This is a genomic window from Streptomyces caeruleatus (genome assembly GCF_001514235.1).
Taxonomy (GTDB): domain Bacteria; phylum Actinomycetota; class Actinomycetes; order Streptomycetales; family Streptomycetaceae; genus Streptomyces; species Streptomyces caeruleatus.
In genome coordinates, this window is sequence record NZ_KQ948943.1 from 123,647 (window position 1) to 144,444 (window position 20,798).

The window sequence follows — 20,798 nt, forward strand, 5'->3', positions numbered from 1 at the left end:
CCGTTCGGCCGACCCGGGTTGCCCGGAGCGGCACGCAGATCATCTACGTGCGTCGTATCCTGCTCGGACATTCGCTGCCGGGCCCGGCCGGTAACACGGCACCACCCCTCGCCCGTAACCACCGGAACAACGAGAGCTCGTCAGTTCGTTGAGCAGAGATCGTCGAGAAGAGACTGTCGTTTTGCCTCACGGCGGAGACGGCTGCTTTGCTTCACCGCTCAACGACGCATTACAAAACCCACCCCTTGACCGCACTAAGCGAGAGCCCCCTTGCCAGAAGAGGGGGTGACGTGGCCGTTCGACTGGAGTTGCACGTGGCCGGGCGCATCGAAGACTACGCACTCATCGGAGACATGCAGACCGCGGCGCTGGTCTGCCGGGACGGCACAGTCGACTGGCTGTGCCTGCCCCGCTTCGACTCGCATGCCATCTTCGCCGGGCTGCTGGGCACAGAGGAACACGGCTTCTGGCGGCTCGGCCCCGCCCACGCCTCCGACGCCCCGCCGCCCACCGCGGCCCGGCGCACCTACCGCGGCGACTCGCTGATCCTGGAATCCGAGTGGGACACGCCGCGCGGCACGGTCCGAGTGATCGACTTCATGCCCCCGCGTGACGGCGCGCCCCAGCTGATCCGGATCGTGGAGGGCGTCTCGGGCCGGGTGCCGATGCGCTCGGCGCTGAGGATGCGTTTCTCGTACGGGCGGGTCGTGCCGTGGGTGCACAAGCACGAGGGCCGTACGGTCGCCGTAGCCGGTCCAGACTCGGTGTGGTTCGACGCGGAGACCGAGACGTACGGCAAGTCGCTGACGACGTACTCGGACTTCACGGTCGCCCCGGGCGAACGGATCGCCTTCACCATCTCCTGGGAGCCCTCGCACAAGCAGCCGCCCGCGCTGCCGGAGCCGGAGCAGTCGCTGGAGGCGACGGAGGACTTCTGGCGGGAGTGGGTCGAGCACTGCACGTACCACGGGCCGTACCGCGAGGCGGTGATCCGCTCGCTGATCACGCTGAAGGCGCTGACGTACGCCCCGACGGGCGGCATCGTCGCGGCGCCCACCACCTCCCTGCCCGAGGACATCGGCGGCGTCCGCAACTGGGACTACCGCTACACCTGGCTGCGCGACGCGGCGATCACCCTGTCCTCGCTGCTGCGCACCGGTTACCGCGAGGAGGCCCGCGCCTGGCGCGAGTGGCTGCTGCGGGCGGTCGCGGGCGACCCGGAGAACCTGCAGATCATGTACGGCATCGCCGGCGAGCGTGAGCTGGGCGAGGCCGAGCTGGACTGGCTGCCCGGCTACGAGAACTCCGCCCCGGTCCGGGTCGGCAACGGCGCCGCGCACCAGCTCCAGCTGGACGTCTACGGCGAGGTCACCGAGGCCCTGCACCTCGCCCACATGACGGGCCTGGCCCGCAACGACTACGCCTCGCTGCTCCAGCTCAAGCTGATCCGCTACCTGGAGGACCACTGGGACGAGCCCGACGAGGGCATCTGGGAGGTGCGCGGCCCGCGCCGCCACTTCGTGCACTCCAAGGTGATGGCCTGGGTCGCCGTCGACCGCACCATCAAGCTCATCGAGTCCGGCGACGCCGACGGCCCGCTGGAGCGCTGGCGCGAGCTGCGCGACGACATCCACCGGGACGTGTGTGAGAAGGGTTACGACAAGGAGCGCAACACCTTCACGCAGTCGTACGGCTCGAAGGAGCTGGACGCCTCGCTGCTGCTGATCCCGCAGATGGGCTTCCTGCCACCGGACGACAAGCGCGTCATCGGCACCATCGAGGCGATCCAGCGCGAGCTGTCCACCTCGGACGGCTTCATCCTGCGCTACCCGACCTCCAGCGGCGACGAGAACGTCGACGGCCTGCCCGGCGACGAGGGCGCCTTCCTCGCCTGCTCGTTCTGGATGGCCGACGACCTGGCGATGATCGGCCGCGTCGACGAGGCCCGCAAGCTGTTCGAGAAGCTGCTGTCGCTGCGCAACGACCTCGGTCTGCTGGCCGAGGAGTGGGACCCGCGCCTGCAGCGCCAGGTCGGCAACTTCCCGCAGGCCTTCAGCCACGTCCCGCTGATCGACACCGCCCTGCGGCTGACGGCGTCGGGGGCCTACGGCGGCTGAACAGGACCGCCGGCCGAAGCCTGCCTACGCTGGGATCCATCAGCCCCTGCACGGAAGGGGGCGCCCCATGGCCTCCCCATCGAAGGCGGGCGCGGCCCTCGCCGCGCTGCGCGAGGATCTCGCCGGTGACGTGTTCGCGCCGGGGGACTTCGGTTACGACGACGCGCGGGTCGTCTTCAACACCATGATCGACCGGCGGCCCGCGGTCATCGCCCAGTGCGTGGACGAGGACGACGTCGTCCGGGCCGTGCGGTTCGCCCGCGAGCTGGACCTGCACGTCGCGGTGCGCGGCGGCGGGCACAGCGTCGCGGGCATGGCGCTGAACGACAACGGTGTGGTGATCGACCTGCGCCATATGCGCGCCGTCACCGTGGACCCGGCGGCCGAGGCGGTACGGGTCGCGGGCGGGGCGACGATGAGCGACCTGGACCGCGCCACCGAGGTGTTCGGCCTCGCCACGACCGGCGGCCGGGCCTCGACCACCGGTGTCGGCGGCTTCGTCCTCGGCGGCGGCACCGGCTGGCTGGACCGCTGGTGCGGGCTCGCCGTGGACAATCTGCTCGGCGTGGAGCTGGTCACCGCCGACGGCGGCCGGGTCCACGCGAGCCCCGACGAGAACCCGGACCTGTTCTGGGCCCTGCACGGGGGCGGCGGCAACTTCGGCATCGCCACCGCGATCACCCTGAAGCTGCACGAGCTGCCCGAGTTCGCCATCGCGATGGTGCTGTACCGGCCCGAGTTCGCGCCGGACGCCGTACGCACCTTCCGGGACGTGATCGAGTCCGGCCCGGACGAGGTGAGCGGCGGCATCATCCACTTCACCGGCCCGCCCGAGGAGTTCGTACCGCCGTCCCTGGTCGGCGACCTGGTGTGCGGGGCGCTCCTGACGTACGCCGGTGCCGAGCAGGACATGCGCAAGTACGCCGAGCCGCTGCTGGCGCTGCCGCACGAGGCGGAGATCGTCGGCGCGATGCCGTACGCCGATGTGCAGTGCATGATCGACGATCCGCCCGGCATGCGGCACTACTGGTCGGCGGAGTACCTGACGGGCGCGCCGGACGACTTCGTCGACGTCTACTGTGCGGCCGGGCGGTCCATGCCCGTGCCGACCGGCACCCAGCACGTCCTCCTGCCGCAGGGCGGGGCGATCTCCGCCGGTCCGCACGAGTACCCGGTGCCGTACCGGGACGCGCCCTGGGCGGTCCACCCGTACGGCATGTGGCAGGACCCGGCGGACGACGAGCGGTGCAGGCGGTGGGTGCGTGACGTCCGCGCGGACGTACGGCCGTGGAGCAGCGGCGCGGTCTATCTGAACTTCATCGGCGACGAGGGCGCGGAGCGTGTGGTGGCCGGTCTGGGCGCCGGGAACACCCGTCGGCTGGCGGAGCTGAAGCGGCGCTACGACCCGGACAACGTCTTCCGGTTCAACCACAACATCCGGCCGGCCTGACCAGCGTCACCAGGCCTGCCGGAACGCCGTCAGGGTCCGTTCGCCGCCCGGGTCCGCGGCCGTCGCCGGGACGAGGGCGATCTCGTCGAGCCCGGCGTCGGCGTACTCCGCCACACGCGCGCGTACGGCGTCCAGGTCGCCCACCAGGCCGACCGTGCCGGCCGCCGCCGCGGGCAGTGCCCGGACCAGCGTGCCGGGGTCGGCGCCGGTACGGGCCAGCTCGACCGCCTCCCCGAAGCCGGCCGCCTCGAACATGTCGCTGTAGCCCGGCACCGTCAGATACCCGGCGACGCTGCGCAGGACCTGCGCGAGGGACTCCGGGTCCGGGTCGACGGCGGCCGGCAACCAGGAGGCCAGCGTCGGTGGCGTACGGCCCGCGCGTTCGGCGGCCGCCGTCAGCTTGGCCCGCAGCGTCCGTACCTGGTCCGGCGAGACGATGTCGAGCAGCATCCGGTCGGCGTGCGTCGCGGCGGTGGCGACGGCCCGGTCGCCGAACGCGGCGACGGTGAGCGGGCCGCCGGGCGGCGGGAGGCGGCGCGGGAAGACGCTGCCGGGGACGATCGGCTCACCGGGCTCGCCGTGCAGGAAGACGCGCAGGGCCGCCGCGCAGGCCTCCATCGCCGCCGCGGGGCGCACGCGCGGCACCCCGTGCACACCCTCGACGACCCGCTTGCTGGACGTCCCCAGCGCCACCCCGACCGGCCGTCCGGTGACGGCGGCGACCGAGGCGGCACCCCGTGCGATCCCGAACGGCTCGCGCACCGACACCGCCACCGGACCAGCCGTCAGCGCGACCCGCTCGGTGGCCCGCCCGATGGCCGCGGCGAGGACGAAGGAGTCCCAGGTCGGCCCCTCCCCCGCCCACACCTCCCGATATCCGAGCCGGTCGGCGGCCACCGCCACCCGCAGCGGCTCCTCGATGGGACTGTCGTCCTCCCGTGCCACGGCAACCACGCTGAAGTCCATGCCGACGCCGCTACCCCGCCGCCCGCTTCCCAACCCGGCGCGATCGCCACCTCCGCGGCACAGGGTGCGAGGGTCCGGATATGTCGCGGCGGCGTGCCCGCGGGTAGCGTCCGCCTCATGGACAGCGGTACGGGCGGTATGAGCAGCGGATTCGACACCCACAGCGCCGGGATCACCGTGCGCCGGGCGCTGGAGCTGCCCGGTCTGCGCAGCGGGCTCCCGGAGGTCCTCGCGGGCGCCGACCGGCTGGGGCGCACGGTGCGCTGGGTGCACGCGGGCGAGGTGCCCAACATCGCCTCGCTGCTGAAGGGCGGGGAACTTCTGCTGACCACGGGCTACGGCATCGGCACCCGCCCCGCCGACCAGCGCGCGTTCGTACGCACCCTCGCCGAGCGCGGTATCGCGGCCCTGGTCCTCGAACTCGGCACCCGCTTCACCAGGCTGCCGGCCACGCTGGTCGACACGGCACGCGCGGCCGGTCTGCCGCTGGTCCAGCTGCATCGCGAGGTGCCGTTCGTGACGGTCACCGAGGAGATACACACCGAGATCGTCAATGGCCACTACGCGCTGCTGCAGCGCGCGGAGGAGGTGCACCGCCGCTGCACGCAGGCCCTGCTCGGCGGCGGCGGAGTGCCCCAAGTGCTGGGCATCCTGGCTGACTTCAGCGGCAACCCGGTGTTCCTGGAGACAACGGACGGCCAGCTGCTGTACGCCGCCGGGGCAGGTCCGGAGGGTGCGGATCCGCTTCAGGTGTGGGAGGGGCTGCGCGGGCAGCACAAGGACGGGCCGCCGCCCGTCGGTTCGGTGCTGGTGGACGTTCCGGGGGGCGGCCCGGGGACGGTGTCGGTCCGGGCCCGTCTCGCGCTCCTTCCCGTACGGGGCCCTCTCGCGCCGGTGCACCGGATCGCCGCCGAGCGGGCCGCGGGCATCCTGGCCGTGGTGCTGATGCAGGCACGGCAGGAGGAGGAGCTGGCGGCGCGCGGGCGCGGCGACTTCCTGACCGACCTCGCGGAGGGCCGGGTCGCCGCCGAGGACGCCCCGGCACAGGCGCGCGTGCTGGGCTTCAAGCCGGGTGACGGCCCGCTGCTGCCGGTCGTGATGCGGTTGGGGGACGCCCTGGCGCCAGGCGGCGGCTGGGCGGTGCTGGCGCGCGCGGTCGGCGAGGAGCTGGCCTCCGTCGGTGTGCCGGTGCTGTTGGGCGTACGGCCCGTGGAGGGCCGGGTGCCGCTGCTGCTGGGCCTGCGTGCGGAGGCGGACCGGACGGCGGTCGCGGACCGGGTCGCGGTGGCGCTGCGGGCGGGCGTGGAGCGGGCCGGGGTGCAGCGGCCCGGGGCGCCGCCGCCGGTCGTGGTCGTCGGCGTGGCCGGCGGCTGGGCGGCGGCCTCGGCGGGCCTCAGACACGCGGCGGAGACGGCGACGGCGGCGCAGGGCCTGACCGACCGCCCCTGGTACGACGCCCGGCGGCTGGACATCGACCTGCTGCTGTGGCGGCTGCGGGACCACCCGGACCTCGCGGCCTTCGTGGACCGCGCGATCGGCCCGCTGCGCGACCACGACAACCGCTCGAAACCGCCCCTGCTGCCCACCCTGGAGACCTACTTGGCCCATGCGGGCCGCAAGGCGGAGACCGCCCGCGAGCTGCACCTCAACCGGCAGACCCTCTACAACCGCCTCGCCCGCATCGGCGAGTTGCTCGGCACCGACCTCGACGACCCGCAGACGGTGCTGGCGTTGAGCCTGGCGCTGCGGGCGCGCAGACACGCGGGGTAGGCATCGCGGGGGCGGACGCGCGGGCCGGCGTCCAGAACACCCCCTAGATCACGTACCGGGGCTGCGTCAACTCGTCGTACACACTGAGGACTTGGGCCACCGTCTCGTCCTCGGTCGGCCAGGTGGCCGTCTGCCGCACGCCGCGCTCCCTGAGGAGTTCCTGCCGCTCGGGGTCGTCGAGCAGCCGGACGACGGCGTCGGCGAGGGCCTTCGCATCGCCGTACGGGACGAGTTCGGCGGCGTCCCCGACGAGTTCCGGCACGCCGCCCACCTCGGTGGCGACGAGCGGCACGCGCGCGTGCAGGGCCTCCTGGGCGAGGACGGACCGCGACTCCCAACTGCTGGGCAGCAGCGCCACATCGGCGGCGGCCAGCAGCTCGGAGACGTCGTCGCGCCGCCCGATGAGCCGCACGGGCAGTTCCTCGTCCTCGATCCGCCGCTGGAGTTCGGCCCGCTGCGTCCCCTCCCCCGCGATCACGACCAACGGCACGGGATCGAGCCGCAGCCACCCGCGCGAGGCGTCCAGCAGCACGTCGTATCCACGATGCCGCTCCAGCGAGCCGACGGCGATCAGCAACGGCCGCCCGGTGGCCCCGAGTTCGGCCCGGACCTTGGGTCGCAGCCGGTCGGGGTCGTCGTGCTCGACGGCACGCAGGGGCCCCGGCATGGCGACGGCGGCGAGGCGGGCGTCCCGGGCGCCGGTCCGGCGGGCCCGGTCCACGAGCGCCGAGGTGGTCCCGAGCACGACGGAGGCGGCCTTGACGACCCGCCGCTCCAACAGCCGCACGAGATGGGCGCGGGCTCCCTCGGCATGGGCCCGGTCGTGCCAGGTGACGACGAGCGGGGTGCGCCGCCCGCTCAGCGCGAGCACCGCGCGGAAGGAGGCGTGCAGTCCGTGGGCGTGCACCAGGTCGGCGTCCGCGCACGCCGCCCGCAGGGCCGCCACGGAGCCGGGATCGCTGCTGCGCGGCACATGCACATGGTCGGCGCCGGCCCCCGTGAAGTCATAGAGCTGATCGGCCTCGACCGGGGCACACACGGTGACCCGCACGCCCCGCGCGACCAGCCCCGACGCCAGTGATCGCACATGCGCGCTACTGCCGGCGTTGCCACCGCCCAGCACCTGCACGGTGCGCAGCGAGGACTGGCCGTGCGGTGCATGGCTGCTCACGGGGGTCACCTGGCCGGGGCTCCTGCTTCGGGTCGGGCGGTCACGAAGAACGTACAGAAGGATCGGGCGGACGGGGTGTACCGCGGGGGATCCCTACGCGTCCGACGTGTTTACGCCAAGGATGCCAGGACATACGGCCGTTCCGGGAACGCCGGCCGGCCCCGGGCGGCCCGGGCGCCGGGCAACTCGGTGGCCGGAGTCACCTGCACGAGTGATCCGAGGTGGGGATTGTGGCCGAACATGCGCGCGTGGAGCACGTCTCGGCGACCGGCGTGCACCGGCGTGGCGCACCGAGCCACACCCGACCTCACGGCGCGCCGACGCCCCGCGCCACCTCGCTCACCCTGTCGCCGTACACCGCCGCGGCCACGACGGCGGCCGCGTGAGCGACCAGCCCGGCCCGGCCGTTCCCGGCGACGACAGCGGCGCCCAGGGCCGCGCCCAGCGCATGGGCGCCGGTGTCCCCGATCATCGCCCGCTCCCCGAGGTCGTCGGGCAGGACGGCCGCGGCGGCCCCCATGGCACCGGCGGCCAACGCGCCACCGTGCCCGGAGCGCAGCAGTCCCGGCGCACCGAGCGCGAGCACCGCGGCGGCGGCCCGTCCGGGCCGTACGTCCACGAGGTTCACGAAGTGCGCGGCGCCGGCGATCACGACCCCGGCGAGCAGCTTGTCCAAAGGCCGTTCCTTCAGGACGGCCCCCGCGACGAGCCCGGCGGCGGATATCCCGAACAACTTGACGGCCCCGCTGGTGACTTCGCCGTCCCGCAGCGCGCCGAGATGCGCCCGGAACCCGCGCCGGGGTTCATCGGCGCCCGCCACGTCGTCGTAGGCCCCGCACATCCCCGCGACCGCCACGGCGGCCCCTGCGGCCGGCGAGATTCGTCCGGCCCCGGCAGCGGCCGCCAGGGCGGCGGCGGGCCCGGCGTACAACTCCACGGTCCGCCCGGCGTAGTTCTTCCGCTCCCAGCGGTCACGGCCACCGGGTGCCTTGGCTCGCAGGGCGGTGACGGCGGCGCGGGTGAGGGCCGCGGAGAGGCCGAAGGCGGTGGTCCGAGAGGCACGTTCGCTCATTCGGCCACCCTACGGGCCGCCACTGACAACCCGGCCCTGCGCCGGGCCCGCCCAGGCAAACACCCGCCCACCTGGGAGGCCCGCCCTCCTACGCGTCCGCGCGGGCCGTCGCCAGCAGCTCCTCCGCATGCGCCCGCGCGGTCTCCGAGTCCTCCTGCCCGGCGAGCATCCGGGACAGCTCCCGGATCCGCTCCTCGCCCTCCAGGACCTTCACGCCGGACCGGGTGACCGACCCGTCGTTGGTCTTCTCGACGAGCAACTGCCGGTCGGCGAAGGCGGCGACCTGCGGCAGGTGGGTCACCACGACGACCTGCGCGGTCTTGGCCAGCCGGGCCAGCCGCCGCCCGATCTCCACGGCCGCCTTGCCGCCGACGCCCGCGTCGACCTCGTCGAACAGGTACGTCGGCACGGGATCGGTCCCCGCGAACACGACCTCCACGGCGAGCATCACGCGCGAGAGCTCACCGCCGGACGCGCCCTTGGCGATCGGCCGGGGCGGCGCTCCCGGGTGCGGAGCGAGCAGCAGCTCGACCTCGTCCGCGCCGGCCGGCCCGTAGGCGACCGTACGCCCGCCGACCTCCACGCCCTCCGGGTCCTCGGTCTGCCGGATGTCGAAGGACACGCGCGCGTGCGGCATCGCGAGCGAGGCCAGTTCGGCGGTGACCGCGGCGGCGAACCGCTCGGCGGCGTCCGTCCGCGCGTCGGTCAACGCCTGCGCCAGCCCGCCCAGCTCGGCCCGCAGCGCGTCCCGCTCGGCGGTCAGCTCGTCGATCCGCTCGTCGTCGCCGTCCAGCTCGGTCAGCCGCGCGGCGCTCTCCTCGGCCCAGGCGAGCACGGCGGCGACGTTCTCGCCGTACTTCCGCGTGAGCCCGGTCAGCGCGGCCCGCCGCTCCTCGACGGCCGCGAGCCGCAGGGGATCGGCGTCCAGGTCGTCGGCGTACCCCGCCAGCTCCCCGGCGACATCGCCCAGCAGGATCCCGATCTCCCCGATCCGGTCGGCCAGCGCGGACAGCGCCGGGTCGTGCGACCGCACGGCGTCCAGGGCCCGCTGCGCACCCGCGACGAGCGTCGCCGCGTCGATGCCCTCGGGGTCCTCCGGATTACCGGCGAGCGCGGCATGAGCGGCCGTGGCGGCGGACGACAAGGCCTCCGCGTGCCCGAGCCGCTCGGCCTCCTCGGCGAGCTCGACGTCCTCCCCGGCGCGCGGCTCGACACCCGCGATCTCATCCAGTCCGAACCGCAGCATGTCGGCTTCCTGAGCCCGCTCACGCGCGCGCGTGACGATCTCGTCGAGCTCGACGGACACGGCCCGCAGCCGCCGGTACGCCTCGCCGTACTTGGCGAGCGGCACCGCGACGGCGTCCCCCGCGTACCGGTCGAGCGCCTGCCGCTGCCGGGCCAGCTTCAGCAGGCCCTGCTGATCGGTCTGCCCGTGCACGGCCACCAGCTCGTCGGCCAGCTCGGCCAGCATCCCGACCGGCACACTGCGCCCGCCCAGATGCGCCCGCGACCGTCCCTCGGCGGAAACGGTACGGCTGATCAACAGCGCCCCGTCGTCGAGCTCCGCCCCGGCCTCCTCGACCCGTACGACGACCGGCGCCCCCGAGGGCACGGCGATCCGCCCCTCCACAACCGCCTTCTCGGCCCCGATCCGCACGAGCGCCGGGTCCGCCCGCCCTCCGAGCAACAGACCCAGGCTCGTGACCACCATGGTCTTGCCCGCACCCGTCTCACCCGTGACCGCGGTGAACCCCGGCGACAGCTCGACGACCGCGTCATCGATGACCCCGAGCGACCGTATCCGCATCTCCTCCAACACGGACACGACCTTACGAGGTCGGGGGCGGGGAGTGCGACGGGCCCCGGGTCCATGATGTGAAGGTGCAGGTGACGAATGTAGATCGGCGTCACATTGTCACCCAGGCGAGTGTCACGCCCTCAAGGGGCGCGGGGAACTGCGCGAGCAACCACGAACCACCCGCAGCCGCCCGCGCTCCCGCACCACCCCCCACGGATGGCTAGTGAGGCGCCCCCCGCCACCCGGAAACCGGCAACGCGAACTTCGCCACAAGTCGATCCGTGAACGACGCATGATGCAACCGAGCAAGCCGCACCGGCACAGCGCCCCGCCGAACCTCCACCCGCGCCCCCGGCGGCAACTCCACAGTCCGCCGCCCGTCACACCACAGAACCCCCGGCGGGACATGCGGCAGAACCTCCACCGCAAGCACAGAATCCGGCGACGTCACCAACGGCTTCGCGAACAACGCATGCGCACTGATCGGCACCATCAACAACGCCTCGACCTCAGGCCACACCACAGGCCCACCCGCCGAGAACGCATACGCCGTCGACCCCGTAGGCGTGGACAGCACGATCCCGTCGCACCCGAACCCCGTAACCGGCCGCCCGTCGATCTCCAGCACGACCTCAAGCAGCTTCTCGGCGCCCGCCTTCTGCACGGCCGCCTCGTTCAGCGCCCAGTCCGTGTGCACGATGTCGCCGTTCTGATGCACGACGACGTCGACCGTCATCCGCTCCTCGACCTCGTACGCCTTGGTGACGACCCGGTCGACAACCTTGTCGAGGTCGTCCCGCTCGGCCTCCGCGAGGAACCCGACACGCCCGAGGTTGACGCCCAGCATCGGCACCCCGGACGCCCGGGCGAACTCGGCGCCGCGCAGCAGCGTCCCGTCGCCGCCCAGCACTATCAGCAGCTCGCACCCGTCGAGGCACTGCGGAGTCGCCTCCTTGACGAGTCCCACCTCGGGCGGCAGCGGCAGGTCGGCCGCCTCGTACTCCAACACCCGCACACCGATCCCCGACCGCAGCAGTCCCTTGACCACCAGCTCGGCGCTGCGGATCGCCGCGGGCCGCCCCGTGTGGGCGAGCAGAAAAACAGTACGAGCTCGGTTCGGTGTCAACGCGGCCCCTCCGCAACTGCACGGTCAACGTCGGCCGGGTCCAGGGCGGGCGCCCCGGCACGCAGCCACAGAAAGTACTCGACGTTCCCGGAGGGTCCGGGCAACGGACTCGCCGTCACGCCCTTCACTCCGAGCCCGATTTCCCACGCCTTCTCGGCGACTCCCCGCACGGCCTCCGCCCGCAGCTGCGAACTCCGTACGACTCCCCCGCTGCCCAGCCGTTCCTTCCCCACCTCGAACTGCGGCTTGACCATCATCACCAGATCGGCGTCCTGTTTCACGCACCGCACCAGGGCGGGCAGTACCAGGCCGAGCGGGATGAAGGACAGATCCCCCACCACAAGATCCACTGGCTCCCCATCGATCGCTTCGAGCGTCAACTCGCGTACGTTCGTACGGTCCTTGACGGTGACGCGTTCATCGCTTTGGAGAGTCCAGGCGAGTTGTCCGTATCCGACGTCCACGGCGACGACATGGGCGGCCCCCGAGCGCAGCAGGACGTCGGTGAAACCACCGGTGGACGCGCCGGCGTCCAGTGCCCGCCGCCCCTTCACCACGAGCCCCTGGGGCACGAAGGCCTCCAGCGCGCCCGCGAGCTTGTGCCCGCCGCGCGAGACGTACTCGGGGTCGCTGTCGTCGGTGGACACCACGATCGCCGCCGCCGTCTCCACCTGCGTGGCCGGTTTGGTCGCGACGGTCTTGCCGACGGTGACCCGTCCGGCGGCGATCAGCTGGCTGGCGTGCTCGCGCGAACGCGCGAGCTTGCGGCGGACCAGCTCCGCGTCGAGACGGCGGCGTGCGACTCCTGCCACGTTCGGTTCAGCTCCTCATCCCAGGCATCGACGGGGGCGCCGGAGGTCCCGGGCGGGCGTCGAGCGCGGTGAGCGCGTCGCGCAGCCCCCGGTGTACATCCTCGTACACCTCGACGTGCCCGTCGGTGGCGAGGTGGTCGGCATCACCCAGCCGCTCCAGCTGGGCGTCGACTTCGGCGTTGCCGGTGGGGGTGCGGGGGATGTTCAGCGGGGCGGGGGCGGCCGGGTCGTGGGCTGCCGGGTCGTACTCGGGTTCGACCGCCGCGGCCGTCTCGATCCCTTCGGCCGCCTCCCCGGGGGTCGCCGGGATCTCCGTCTCCGGAACCGTGTCGCTCATGCCCAGACGCTACCCCGAACCGCTGGGGTACCGTCGATCGCGATGGCCACGACTGAGGAGTGCCGCGCCGCACTCGAAAAGCTCTCGGACAACATGCAGCGCGCCGAAGGGGACGCCCGCACGGCCGCGGCCCTGGACCGCTCGGTGAGCTGCCACATCACCGACCTGGACGTCACCTTCGCCGGCCGTATGTCGGACGGCCGGATCCATGTCCACGAGACGTTCCAGGGCCCACCCCGTGAGAAGGCCCAGATCAGACTGAGCATGACCGGCGACGACCTGGTCGCCCTGGTCGACGGCGAGCTGCACTTCGCCAAGGCCTGGGGCTCGGGCCGGGTGAAGCTGCACGCGGGCGTGCGCGACCTGCTGACGCTCAGGAAGCTTCTGTAGCCGCCACCTTCTCGGCCCGGCCGCCCTGGTCGACCCGCTCCTTCCTGACCTGCTCGCGCGCCTTCCGCGCCGCCGGCACCACCAACGGCGTACCCGTCTCCGGGTCGTCGATGACCTGGCACCGCAGCCCGAACACGTCCTCCACCAGCTCGGCCGTGACGATGTCGTTGGGCGCGCCCTCGGCGATCACGGCCCCGCCGCGCAGGGCGATGAGGTGCGTGGCGTACCGGGCCGCGTGGTTGAGGTCGTGCAGCACCGCGACCAGCGTGCGCCCCTGCTCCTCGTGCAGTTCCGCGCACAGGTCGAGGACGTCGATCTGGTGCTGGATGTCGAGGTAGGTCGTCGGCTCGTCGAGCAGCAGCAGCGGCGTCTGCTGGGCGAGCGCCATCGCGATCCACACGCGCTGGCGCTGACCGCCGGACAGTTCGTCGACATAGCGATCCGCGAGCTCGGCGACGCCGGTCTGCTCCATCGACTCCTGGACGACCCGCTCGTCCTCGGTCGACCACTGGCGCAGGATGCCCTGGTGCGGGTACCGGCCACGGCCCACCAGGTCGGCGACGGTGATCCCGTCGGGCGCGATCGACGACTGCGGCAGCAGACCCAGTGTGCGCGCGACCTTCTTCGCCGGCATCGACTGGATGACCGACCCGTCCAGCAGAACCCGGCCCTGGCTGGGCTTGAGCATCCGGGACAGGGCCCGCAGCAGCGTGGACTTGCCGCACGCGTTCGGGCCGACGATCACGGTGAAGGAGTTGTCGGGTATCTCCACCGACAGCTGCTCGGCGATGACCCGCTGGTCGTAGGCGAGGGTGACGTTGTCGGCGGACAGGCGGTTCACGGTGCTCCTTCGGTTGTTCAGCCCACTGCTCTTCTCGTTGCTCTTGCCGGCGCTCATATCCGGCCCGCCTTGCGCTCGGTGACCAGCAGCCACAGCAGATACACGCCGCCGAGCACGCCCGTGACCACGCCCACGGGCAGTTGGTCGGCGCCGAAGACCCGCTGGGAGATCCAGTCGGCGGTGACGAGGAGGGCGGCACCCATGCACAGCGAGGGCAGCAGGTTCGGGCCGGGCGAGCGGGTCAGGCGCCGGGCGAGCTGCGGGGCGGTGAGCGCCACGAAGCTGACGGGGCCCGCGGCGGCGGTGGCGGCCGCGGTGAGCAGTACGGCGGACAGCATCAGCAGCAGCCGTACGCGTTCGACGCGCACCCCGAGGGCGTACGAGACGTCGTCGCCCATCTCCATCATCCGCAGCCCGCGCCCGTTGGCGAGGACGAGCGGTACGAGGACGGCGCACAGTGCGAGCAGCGGCCAGACCTGGGCCCAGTCACGGCCGCTGAGGGAGCCGGTCATCCACACGACCGAGCGGGCCGCGTCGACCAGGTCGGCCTTGGTCAGCAGATAGCCGTTGACCGCCGTCATGATCGCGGACATGCCGATGCCGACCAGGACGAGTCGATAGCCGTGCACGCCCCGATTCCAGGCGAGCAGATAGATGGCGAGCCCTGTCGCGAGTCCGCCCACGAGCGCGCCGACGGTGACCTGGCCGGCGTCCCCGGAGAACAGCACGATCATCACCAGTGCGCCGGCCGTGGCCCCCTGCCCGAGACCGAGGATGTCCGGGCTGCCCAGCGGGTTGCGGGACAGCGCCTGGAACAGCGCACCGCCGAGGCCGAGCGAGGCCCCGACGAGGAGCCCGACCAGGACCCGCGGCAGCCGCAGCTCGTTGACGATGAACTCCTGCCCCGCGTTCCCGTCGCCCAGCAGCGTCTTGAGCACGTCGCCCGCCGGGATCGGGAAGTCGCCGGTACCGATCAGCACCACGCTCGCGGCGAGCGCGGCGAGCAGCAACAGCACGACGACGGTCAGCGCTCGGACGTCCAGCCGGACGGAGAGCCCGCCCGGGCCCCGCACGGCACTGTTGGTCCGGGACGCCCGGGCCGACTTCACCGCGCTCCTCGCCCCGGCCCGCACGCCGCTGTCCTCTTCGCTCGTCGCGTCCCTCTTCAGTGCGGTCTTCACAGCTGGGCCGTCCTCCGCCGTCGTACGAGAAAGATGAAGACCGGTCCGCCGAGGATCGCGGTGACGATGCCGACCTGGAGCTCCGAGGGCCGGGCCACGATCCGGCCGAGCACGTCGGCGCCGAGCAGCAGCACAGGCGACAGGACGGCCGCGTACGGCAGGATCCAGCGCAGGTCGGGCCCGGTGAAGGAGCGCACGACGTGCGGCACCATCAGGCCGACGAACACGATCGGCCCGCAGGCGGCGGTCGCGGCCCCGCACAGCACGGTGGCGGCGAGCATCGACAGCACCCGGGTGCGGTTCAGGTTGGCGCCGAGGGCCTTGGCGGTGTCGTCACCCATCTCCATGGCGTTCAGCGGCCGGGCGAGAGCGAGCGCGAGGACCATGCCGACGACGAGGAACGGCAGCACCTGCCTGATGGTCGAGTCCGTCGCCGAGGTCAGCGAACCGACCGTCCAGAAGCGCATCTTGTTCAGCGCCGCGTCGTCCATGATCATCACGGCCTGGAGATAGCCGTACAGCGCGGCGCTGATCGCCGTACCGGCGAGCGCGAGCCGCACCGGCGTGGCACCCCGGCTGCCGCCGAGGAACCAGACCATCGCCCCGACCGTGGCAGCGCCGAGGAAGGCGAACCAGACATAGCCGCTCAGGCTGGTGACGCCGAAGAAGGTGATGGCGGTGACGACCGCGGCGGACGCGCCCGCGTTGATGCCGAGCAGACCGGGATCGGCGAGCGGGTTACGGGTGAGCGCCTGGAGCACGGCCCCGGCGAGACCGAGCGCGGCACCCGCGAGCAGCCCGAGGACCGTACGCGAGATCCGGTCATCGACCACGACGTCCCCGTAGGTCCCGGAACTCTCGAACAGTCCGTGCCAGACCTCCCCCAGGGACAGCTGTTTCGCCCCGATCGCGATGCTCGCCAACGCGACGACCACCAGGATCAGGACAGAGACGAGCAGCCCAACGGCACGTATCGTCCGTCGGGTTGGGGGCGCGGACGGGGATTCCGCGCGCTGTTCGGTAGGACTGTCGACCAACACGCAGTTAGGTTAGCCTACCCTCCCATTCAGCCACGATCCCACCGCACGACGTCACAACCCCGGCCACGGTTCCGCCCCGCGGCGTCACAACCCCAGCCGCGCCAGCTCCTTCCCCGCGTCCAGCGTGCACGAGCCGTCCCCGGCCGCCGTCCAGGCCGCCGCGCACAGCGCCCGCAGCCCATCCAAGGACGTACCGTCACCGTCGAGTTCCAGCCGCTCCGCCCTGGCGGTCGCCGTCCAGCCGCCGCACCGGAAGCCCTCCCCGGCCGCCACGACGTCCGGCTGCCCGCCGAGCAGCCCCCGCAGATCGGCGTCGACATACGTCGGCCGGTGCTGCGGCGGCGCGGCGAGCAGCAGGGCCCCGTCGGTCACGCCGGTCAGCACGAGCAGCGAGTCCACCTCCCCGTTGAACGCGCCCTCGATGTCCGTGTCCAGCCGGTCGCCGACCACCAGCGGCCGCTCGGCACCCGTCCGCAGAATCGTCTCCCGGTGCATCGGGGGCAACGGCTTGCCCGCCACCTGCGGCTCGGCACCGGTGGCGATCCGCACGACCTCCACCGCGGCCCCGTTGCCCGGCGCGATCCCGCGCCCGCTCGGAATCGTCAGGTCGGTGTTGGACGCGAACCACGGCACCCCGCGCGCGACGGCGTACGAAGCCTCAGCGAACCGCCCCCACGGCAGCTCGGGCCCGCCGAACCCCTGCACCACCGCCGCCGGATCGTCGTCAGCCGACTCCACGGGCTCCAGCCCGCGCTCACGCAGCGCCACCCGCAGCCCCTCCCCGCCGATCACCAGCACCCGCGCCCCCGCGGGCACTTGCTCACTGATCAGCCGCGCGACCGCCTGCGCCGAGGTGATGACGTCGCCCGCCCCGGTCGGTATACCGAGCTCCGTCAGATGCGCGGCCACGGTGTCCGGAGTCCGCAGAGCGTTGTTCGTGACGTACGCCAGCCGCATCCCGCCGGCCCGGGCCGAGGCAAGCGACTCGACGGCATGCACGATCGCGTCGCCACCCGCGTACACCACTCCGTCGAGGTCGAGCAGCGCCGTGTCGTACGCCTCGCTCAGGGCCTGGCCACTGCCCTCGGGCCTCGTCCTGACGCTCTGGCTCATTCCGCATCGCTCCTCGTTCGACGGCTTTCCCCCGATCATCCCCCATGCCACTGACACCCGTACGATGCCGGGATGAACACAGCAGGTCACCCGGAAGCAACGGAGCGCCGAGGCCTCGAACTGACACCGTTCCGAGGGCTTCGCTACGACCCCGACCGGGTCGGCGGCCTGGCCGCCGTGACATCCCCTCCGTACGACGTCGTCGTCCGCCCCGACGGCCTGCACCAACTCCAGGACGCCGACCCGCACAACATCGTCCGCCTGATCCTCCCCCAGGCCGCCACCCCGGGCGCTCGCAACGAACAGGCGGCCAAGACCCTGCGCCGCTGGCTCTCCGAGGGCGTCCTGGCCGCCGACCCCGACCCCGGCCTCTATGTCTACGAACAGCGAGACGGCGACGGCATGCTCCAGCGCGGCGTCATCGGCGCCCTGCGCGTGACGGAGCCCTCGGAGGGCCTGGTCCTGCCGCACGAGGACGTCATACCGCACGTGGTCGCCGACCGGGCGGACTTGATGCGCGCCACCTCCGCGAACCTCGAACCCCTGCTGCTGACCTACCGCGGCACCGGCACGGCCACCGAGACGACCGCCCTCATCGAGCAGACGGTCGAACGCCCGCCGCTCTTCTCGACCACCACCGAGGACGGCTTCAGCCACCGCCTGTGGTCGATCACCGACCCGGCCGACCTGGCCCACGTCCAGTCCGACCTGGCTCGCCACCAGGCCCTGATCGCCGACGGCCACCACCGCTGGGCGACCTACCGCCGTCTACGCGCGGAGCACCTTTCCCCCAGCCCCTGGGACTACGGCCTCGTCCTCCTGGTCGACACGGCCCGCTACCCCCTGCGCGTCCGCGCCATCCACCGCCTCCTGCACAACCTGCCCGTATCGGACGCCCTGGCCGCCCTCGACGGCCTCTTCCGCGTACGCCGCCTCGAAGTCCCGCTCGCCGAAGCCCTGGAAACTCTGGCCGACGCGGCCTGCGCGGGCAACGCCTACCTCCTCGCCGGAGACGGCGCCTTCCACCTCCTCGACCACCCGGACCCGGCCCTCCTCGACCGCACGGTCCCCCCCGACCGCCCCGCCGCCTGGCGCACCCTCGACGCGACGGTCCTGCACGCCACCCTCCTCGCCCACATCTGGCACATCCCAGAGGACGACCCCACCCGCATCGCCTACATCCACGACACCGCCGCCACCGTCAGCAAGGCAGAACGCGACGGCGGTACGGCCGTCCTGATGCACCCGGTCCGCGAAGACGTCGTACGCGACCTCGCCCGCCAGGGCGTCACGATGCCCCGCAAGTCGACGTCATTCGGCCCGAAACCGGCCTCGGGCCTGGTGCTGCGCGCACTGGACCTCTGAAACGCCGAAGGGCGGGACCCCTTCCGGAATCCCGCCCTTCACTTCACCCGCGCCTACTCCTTGTCACCCTCGTCCGAGTCGGACCCGGCCGGAGCCTGCTCGTCTCCACTGCCCCCGGTCTCGTTCCCGCCCTCGTTCTCGTCGAGGGCGTCGACGAACTCGACACCGTCCAGCTCGGCCAGCCGGTCGGACGCGTCCGTGCTGCCGTCCTTGTCGGCCTCGACGGCCTTGGCGAACCACTCACGCGCCTCGCCCTGACGCCCTGCGGCCAGCAGCGCGTCGGCGTACGCGTACCGCAGCCGCGCGGTCCACGGCTGTACGGAGTTGGAGGCGAGCTCGGGGCTCTGCAGCGTCACGATGGCCGCGTCCAGCTGCCCCATGTCACGCCTGGCGCCGGCCGCGACGAGCCGCATCTCCACCTGCCCGGCCTTGTCCAGCTTGTGCACCTCGGGTGCCCCGGCCATGTCCAGCGCCTTCTCCGGCCGCCCGAGCCCACGCTCGCAGTCGGCCATCAGCGGCCACAGGTCCGCGGACCCGGTCATCCGCCGCGCGGCCCGGAACTCGGCGAGCGCCTCGGCGTACTTCTGATTCGCGTACGCCGCGAACCCGCCGGCCTCACGCACGGCCGCGACACGCGACGCCAGCCGCAGGGCCACCTTGGAGTAGCCGTAAGCGCCCTCGGGGTCCTCGTCGATGAGCCGCGCGACCATCACCAGGTTCCTGGCGACGTCGTCCGCGAGCGTCTTCGGCAGGCTCTGCAACTCCTGCCGTACGTCCTTGTCGATCTCCTCGCCCGTGACATCCTCGGGGATAGGCAGCCGCTTGATCGGCTCGCGGTCGCCACGGTCCCGATCCCGCTCATCACGGAACCGACCACCGCCACGCCGGTCGTCACCACCGCGCCGGTCATCCCGCCCACGGAAGCCACCGGGCCGCCCACCCCGATCGTCCCTGCGGGGCCCGCGTCCGCCACGGTCGTCCCGCCCACGGAACCCACCGCGCTCACTGCGGTTGTCATCACGACGGAAGCCGCCGCGATCCCCACGGTCGCCACTGTCACGGCGGTCGTCACGCCGGAACCCACCACGGTCATCGCGACGCTCGTAGCTACCCCGGTTGTCGTCACGACGGAACCCACCGCGGTCACCACGGTCATCACTCCGACGGTCATCGCGACGGTCATCACGGCGCTCGTAACTGCCCCGGTTGTCGTCACGACGGAACCCACCGCGGTCACCACGGTCATCACTCCGACGGTCATCGCGGCGATCATCACGGCGCTCGTAACTGCCCCGGTTATCGTCGCGACGGAAGCCGCGGTCACGGTCGTCACGCCGGCCGTATCCACCACGATCGCCGCGGTCACCACTGTCGCGGCGGTCGTCCCGGCGCTCGTAGCTACCGCGGTCGTCGCCCCGGCGGTCATCACGACGGTCGTCGCGGCGGCCATAGCCCGCACCGGCCCCACGGTTGTCATCCCGGCGGAAGCCGCCACGGTCGTCGCCCCGCCGCTCACCGCGCTCAGCACGCTCGCCTCGGTCGTCCCGGCGGAAGGCAGGGCGGTCACCGTCACGCCGGAACCCACGGTCGCGGTCGTCACGACGGGGACCAGCAGGCCGGTCATCGCGCCGGAACGGCGGCCGAGAACCACGGTCGTCGCCGCCCCGCCGGTCATCACGGCGGTCGTCGCGGCGGCCGTAACCACCACCGCGGTTGTCGTCACGCCGGTTGTCGTCCCGACGGAAGCCACCCCGGTCACCGCGGTCATCGCCCCGGCGGTCGTCACGACGGTCATCACGTCGGCCGTACCCGCCGCGGCCGGCGCCGCTGCCACCACGGTCGTTGTCACGACGGAACCCGCCGCGGTCTGCCCGGTTGCCACGATCACCGCGGTCACCACTGTCCCGTCGCCGCTGGTCGCGCTCCGGTCGGTCGTCGGGAGAGTTGGTGGACATCGGTGACTCCTGTCTTCGGTACACAAGCATTGTAAAAACGAAAGGACCCCTGGTCCCAGCTGAACGCTGGTGACCAGGGGTCCTTCCCAAAGATTGTTCGGCGGCGTCCTACTCTCCCACAGGGTCCCCCCTGCAGTACCATCGGCGCTGTAAGGCTTAGCTTCCGGGTTCGGAATGTAACCGGGCGTTTCCCTCACGCTATAACCACCGAAACCCTAATGGTTTCGAGCGAACAAGCACACTTTTTATTTATGCGTTCTGCTCAAAGCCGACAACGGTCGTTGTCTCAGAACT

18 protein-coding genes and 1 rRNA gene are annotated in these 20,798 nt (G+C 72.4%); 5 read left to right on the forward strand and 14 right to left on the reverse strand.

Annotated features, from left to right (window positions below; genetic code table 11):
* Nucleotides 1-314: 314 nt before the first annotated feature.
* Together AQJ67_RS40050 and AQJ67_RS40055 are read left to right on the forward strand one after the other, a co-directional pair.
* Nucleotides 315-2,117, forward strand: a complete 1,803-nt coding sequence (locus AQJ67_RS40050) for a glycoside hydrolase family 15 protein (protein WP_062724430.1) — start codon at nt 315-317, stop codon at nt 2,115-2,117.
* Between the two features lie 67 nt (nt 2,118-2,184).
* Nucleotides 2,185-3,567: an FAD-binding oxidoreductase gene (locus AQJ67_RS40055; RefSeq protein WP_062724431.1), complete on the forward strand. Its 1,383-nt coding sequence runs from the start codon at nt 2,185-2,187 to the stop codon at nt 3,565-3,567.
* Between the two features lie 6 nt (nt 3,568-3,573).
* Here the strand turns inward: AQJ67_RS40055 and AQJ67_RS40060 are convergent, their stop codons facing one another.
* Nucleotides 3,574-4,533, reverse strand: coding sequence for an LLM class F420-dependent oxidoreductase (locus AQJ67_RS40060; RefSeq protein WP_062724432.1), 960 nt, complete (start codon nt 4,531-4,533; stop codon nt 3,574-3,576).
* A 117-nt stretch (nt 4,534-4,650) separates the two neighbouring features.
* Between AQJ67_RS40060 and AQJ67_RS40065 the strand changes: the two genes are divergently transcribed.
* A complete protein-coding gene (locus AQJ67_RS40065; RefSeq protein ID WP_062724433.1) occupies nt 4,651-6,303 on the forward strand; it encodes a PucR family transcriptional regulator in 1,653 nt (550 codons plus the stop codon).
* 43 nt (nt 6,304-6,346) lie between these two features.
* Here the strand turns inward: AQJ67_RS40065 and AQJ67_RS40070 are convergent, their stop codons facing one another.
* The 6 genes from AQJ67_RS40070 to AQJ67_RS40095 all read right to left on the reverse strand — a co-directional run bounded on the left by AQJ67_RS40070 (nt 6,347) and on the right by AQJ67_RS40095 (nt 12,619).
* Nucleotides 6,347-7,483, reverse strand: coding sequence for a glycosyltransferase family 4 protein (locus AQJ67_RS40070; RefSeq protein WP_062724434.1), 1,137 nt, complete (start codon nt 7,481-7,483; stop codon nt 6,347-6,349).
* A gap of 298 nt (nt 7,484-7,781) precedes the next feature.
* Complete coding sequence (locus tag AQJ67_RS40075; RefSeq protein WP_062724435.1) at nt 7,782-8,546, reverse strand: hypothetical protein; 765 nt, start codon at nt 8,544-8,546, stop codon at nt 7,782-7,784.
* 88 nt (nt 8,547-8,634) lie between these two features.
* Nucleotides 8,635-10,353, reverse strand: a complete 1,719-nt coding sequence (gene recN / locus AQJ67_RS40080) for a DNA repair protein RecN (protein ID WP_062724436.1) — start codon at nt 10,351-10,353, stop codon at nt 8,635-8,637.
* A gap of 211 nt (nt 10,354-10,564) precedes the next feature.
* A complete protein-coding gene (locus tag AQJ67_RS40085; protein WP_062724437.1) occupies nt 10,565-11,470 on the reverse strand; it encodes an NAD kinase in 906 nt (301 codons plus the stop codon).
* Complete coding sequence (locus AQJ67_RS40090) at nt 11,467-12,282, reverse strand: TlyA family RNA methyltransferase (protein ID WP_062724438.1); 816 nt, start codon at nt 12,280-12,282, stop codon at nt 11,467-11,469. The genes AQJ67_RS40085 and AQJ67_RS40090 overlap by 4 nt, the downstream gene beginning before the upstream one ends.
* Before the next feature lie 7 nt (nt 12,283-12,289).
* A complete protein-coding gene (locus AQJ67_RS40095) occupies nt 12,290-12,619 on the reverse strand; it encodes a hypothetical protein (RefSeq protein WP_062724439.1) in 330 nt (109 codons plus the stop codon).
* Nucleotides 12,620-12,661: 42 nt separating this feature from the next.
* On the opposite strand from AQJ67_RS40095, the gene AQJ67_RS40100 reads away from it, so the two are divergent.
* Nucleotides 12,662-13,009 carry an SCP2 sterol-binding domain-containing protein gene (locus AQJ67_RS40100; protein ID WP_062724440.1) on the forward strand — a complete coding sequence of 116 codons (348 nt, stop codon included), beginning with the start codon at nt 12,662-12,664 and terminating at the stop codon, nt 13,007-13,009.
* Here AQJ67_RS40100 and AQJ67_RS40105 read toward each other — a convergent pair.
* The 4 genes from AQJ67_RS40105 to AQJ67_RS40120 form a co-directional block, all read right to left on the reverse strand.
* Entirely contained in the window at nt 12,993-13,907 is a 915-nt protein-coding gene (locus tag AQJ67_RS40105; protein WP_062724441.1) for an ABC transporter ATP-binding protein, read from the reverse strand. The genes AQJ67_RS40100 and AQJ67_RS40105 overlap by 17 nt on opposite strands.
* Complete coding sequence (locus tag AQJ67_RS40110) at nt 13,904-14,959, reverse strand: FecCD family ABC transporter permease (RefSeq protein ID WP_062724456.1); 1,056 nt, start codon at nt 14,957-14,959, stop codon at nt 13,904-13,906. The genes AQJ67_RS40105 and AQJ67_RS40110 overlap by 4 nt, the downstream gene beginning before the upstream one ends.
* Before the next feature lie 68 nt (nt 14,960-15,027).
* Nucleotides 15,028-16,071, reverse strand: a complete 1,044-nt coding sequence (locus tag AQJ67_RS40115) for a FecCD family ABC transporter permease (protein WP_062724442.1) — start codon at nt 16,069-16,071, stop codon at nt 15,028-15,030.
* Between the two features lie 84 nt (nt 16,072-16,155).
* Nucleotides 16,156-17,184: an HAD hydrolase-like protein gene (locus AQJ67_RS40120; protein WP_062724443.1), complete on the reverse strand. Its 1,029-nt coding sequence runs from the start codon at nt 17,182-17,184 to the stop codon at nt 16,156-16,158.
* Nucleotides 17,185-17,256: 72 nt separating this feature from the next.
* Here AQJ67_RS40120 and AQJ67_RS40125 point away from each other — a divergent pair, with 72 nt between their 5' ends.
* A complete protein-coding gene (locus tag AQJ67_RS40125; protein WP_062724444.1) occupies nt 17,257-18,549 on the forward strand; it encodes a DUF1015 domain-containing protein in 1,293 nt (430 codons plus the stop codon).
* 53 nt (nt 18,550-18,602) lie between these two features.
* Here the strand turns inward: AQJ67_RS40125 and AQJ67_RS48770 are convergent, their stop codons facing one another.
* From AQJ67_RS48770 to rrf, 3 genes are all read right to left on the reverse strand, one after another.
* Nucleotides 18,603-19,367 (reverse strand): tetratricopeptide repeat protein, encoded by a 765-nt coding sequence (locus AQJ67_RS48770; RefSeq protein ID WP_244190754.1) that lies wholly within the window; start codon nt 19,365-19,367, stop codon nt 18,603-18,605.
* Nucleotides 19,259-20,446: a hypothetical protein gene (locus AQJ67_RS46280; RefSeq protein ID WP_244190755.1), complete on the reverse strand. Its 1,188-nt coding sequence runs from the start codon at nt 20,444-20,446 to the stop codon at nt 19,259-19,261. The genes AQJ67_RS48770 and AQJ67_RS46280 overlap by 109 nt, the downstream gene beginning before the upstream one ends.
* A 153-nt stretch (nt 20,447-20,599) precedes the next feature.
* Nucleotides 20,600-20,716, reverse strand: a 5S ribosomal RNA gene (gene rrf / locus AQJ67_RS40140).
* Nucleotides 20,717-20,798 lie beyond the last annotated feature (82 nt).

Coding starts and splice junctions, on each gene's coding strand:
- AQJ67_RS40105 (WP_062724441.1), bottom strand. CDS start 13,907: ATGAGCGCCGGCAAGAGCAACGAGAAGAGCAGTGGGCTGAACAACCGA.
- AQJ67_RS40075 (WP_062724435.1), bottom strand. CDS start 8,546: ATGAGCGAACGTGCCTCTCGGACCACCGCCTTCGGCCTCTCCGCGGCC.
- AQJ67_RS40065 (WP_062724433.1), top strand. CDS start 4,651: ATGGACAGCGGTACGGGCGGTATGAGCAGCGGATTCGACACCCACAGC.
- AQJ67_RS40100 (WP_062724440.1), top strand. CDS start 12,662: ATGGCCACGACTGAGGAGTGCCGCGCCGCACTCGAAAAGCTCTCGGAC.
- AQJ67_RS40125 (WP_062724444.1), top strand. CDS start 17,257: ATGAACACAGCAGGTCACCCGGAAGCAACGGAGCGCCGAGGCCTCGAA.
- AQJ67_RS40055 (WP_062724431.1), top strand. CDS start 2,185: ATGGCCTCCCCATCGAAGGCGGGCGCGGCCCTCGCCGCGCTGCGCGAG.
- AQJ67_RS40095 (WP_062724439.1), bottom strand. CDS start 12,619: ATGAGCGACACGGTTCCGGAGACGGAGATCCCGGCGACCCCCGGGGAG.
- recN (WP_062724436.1), bottom strand. CDS start 10,353: ATGCGGATACGGTCGCTCGGGGTCATCGATGACGCGGTCGTCGAGCTG.
- AQJ67_RS40060 (WP_062724432.1), bottom strand. CDS start 4,533: ATGGACTTCAGCGTGGTTGCCGTGGCACGGGAGGACGACAGTCCCATC.
- AQJ67_RS40120 (WP_062724443.1), bottom strand. CDS start 17,184: ATGAGCCAGAGCGTCAGGACGAGGCCCGAGGGCAGTGGCCAGGCCCTG.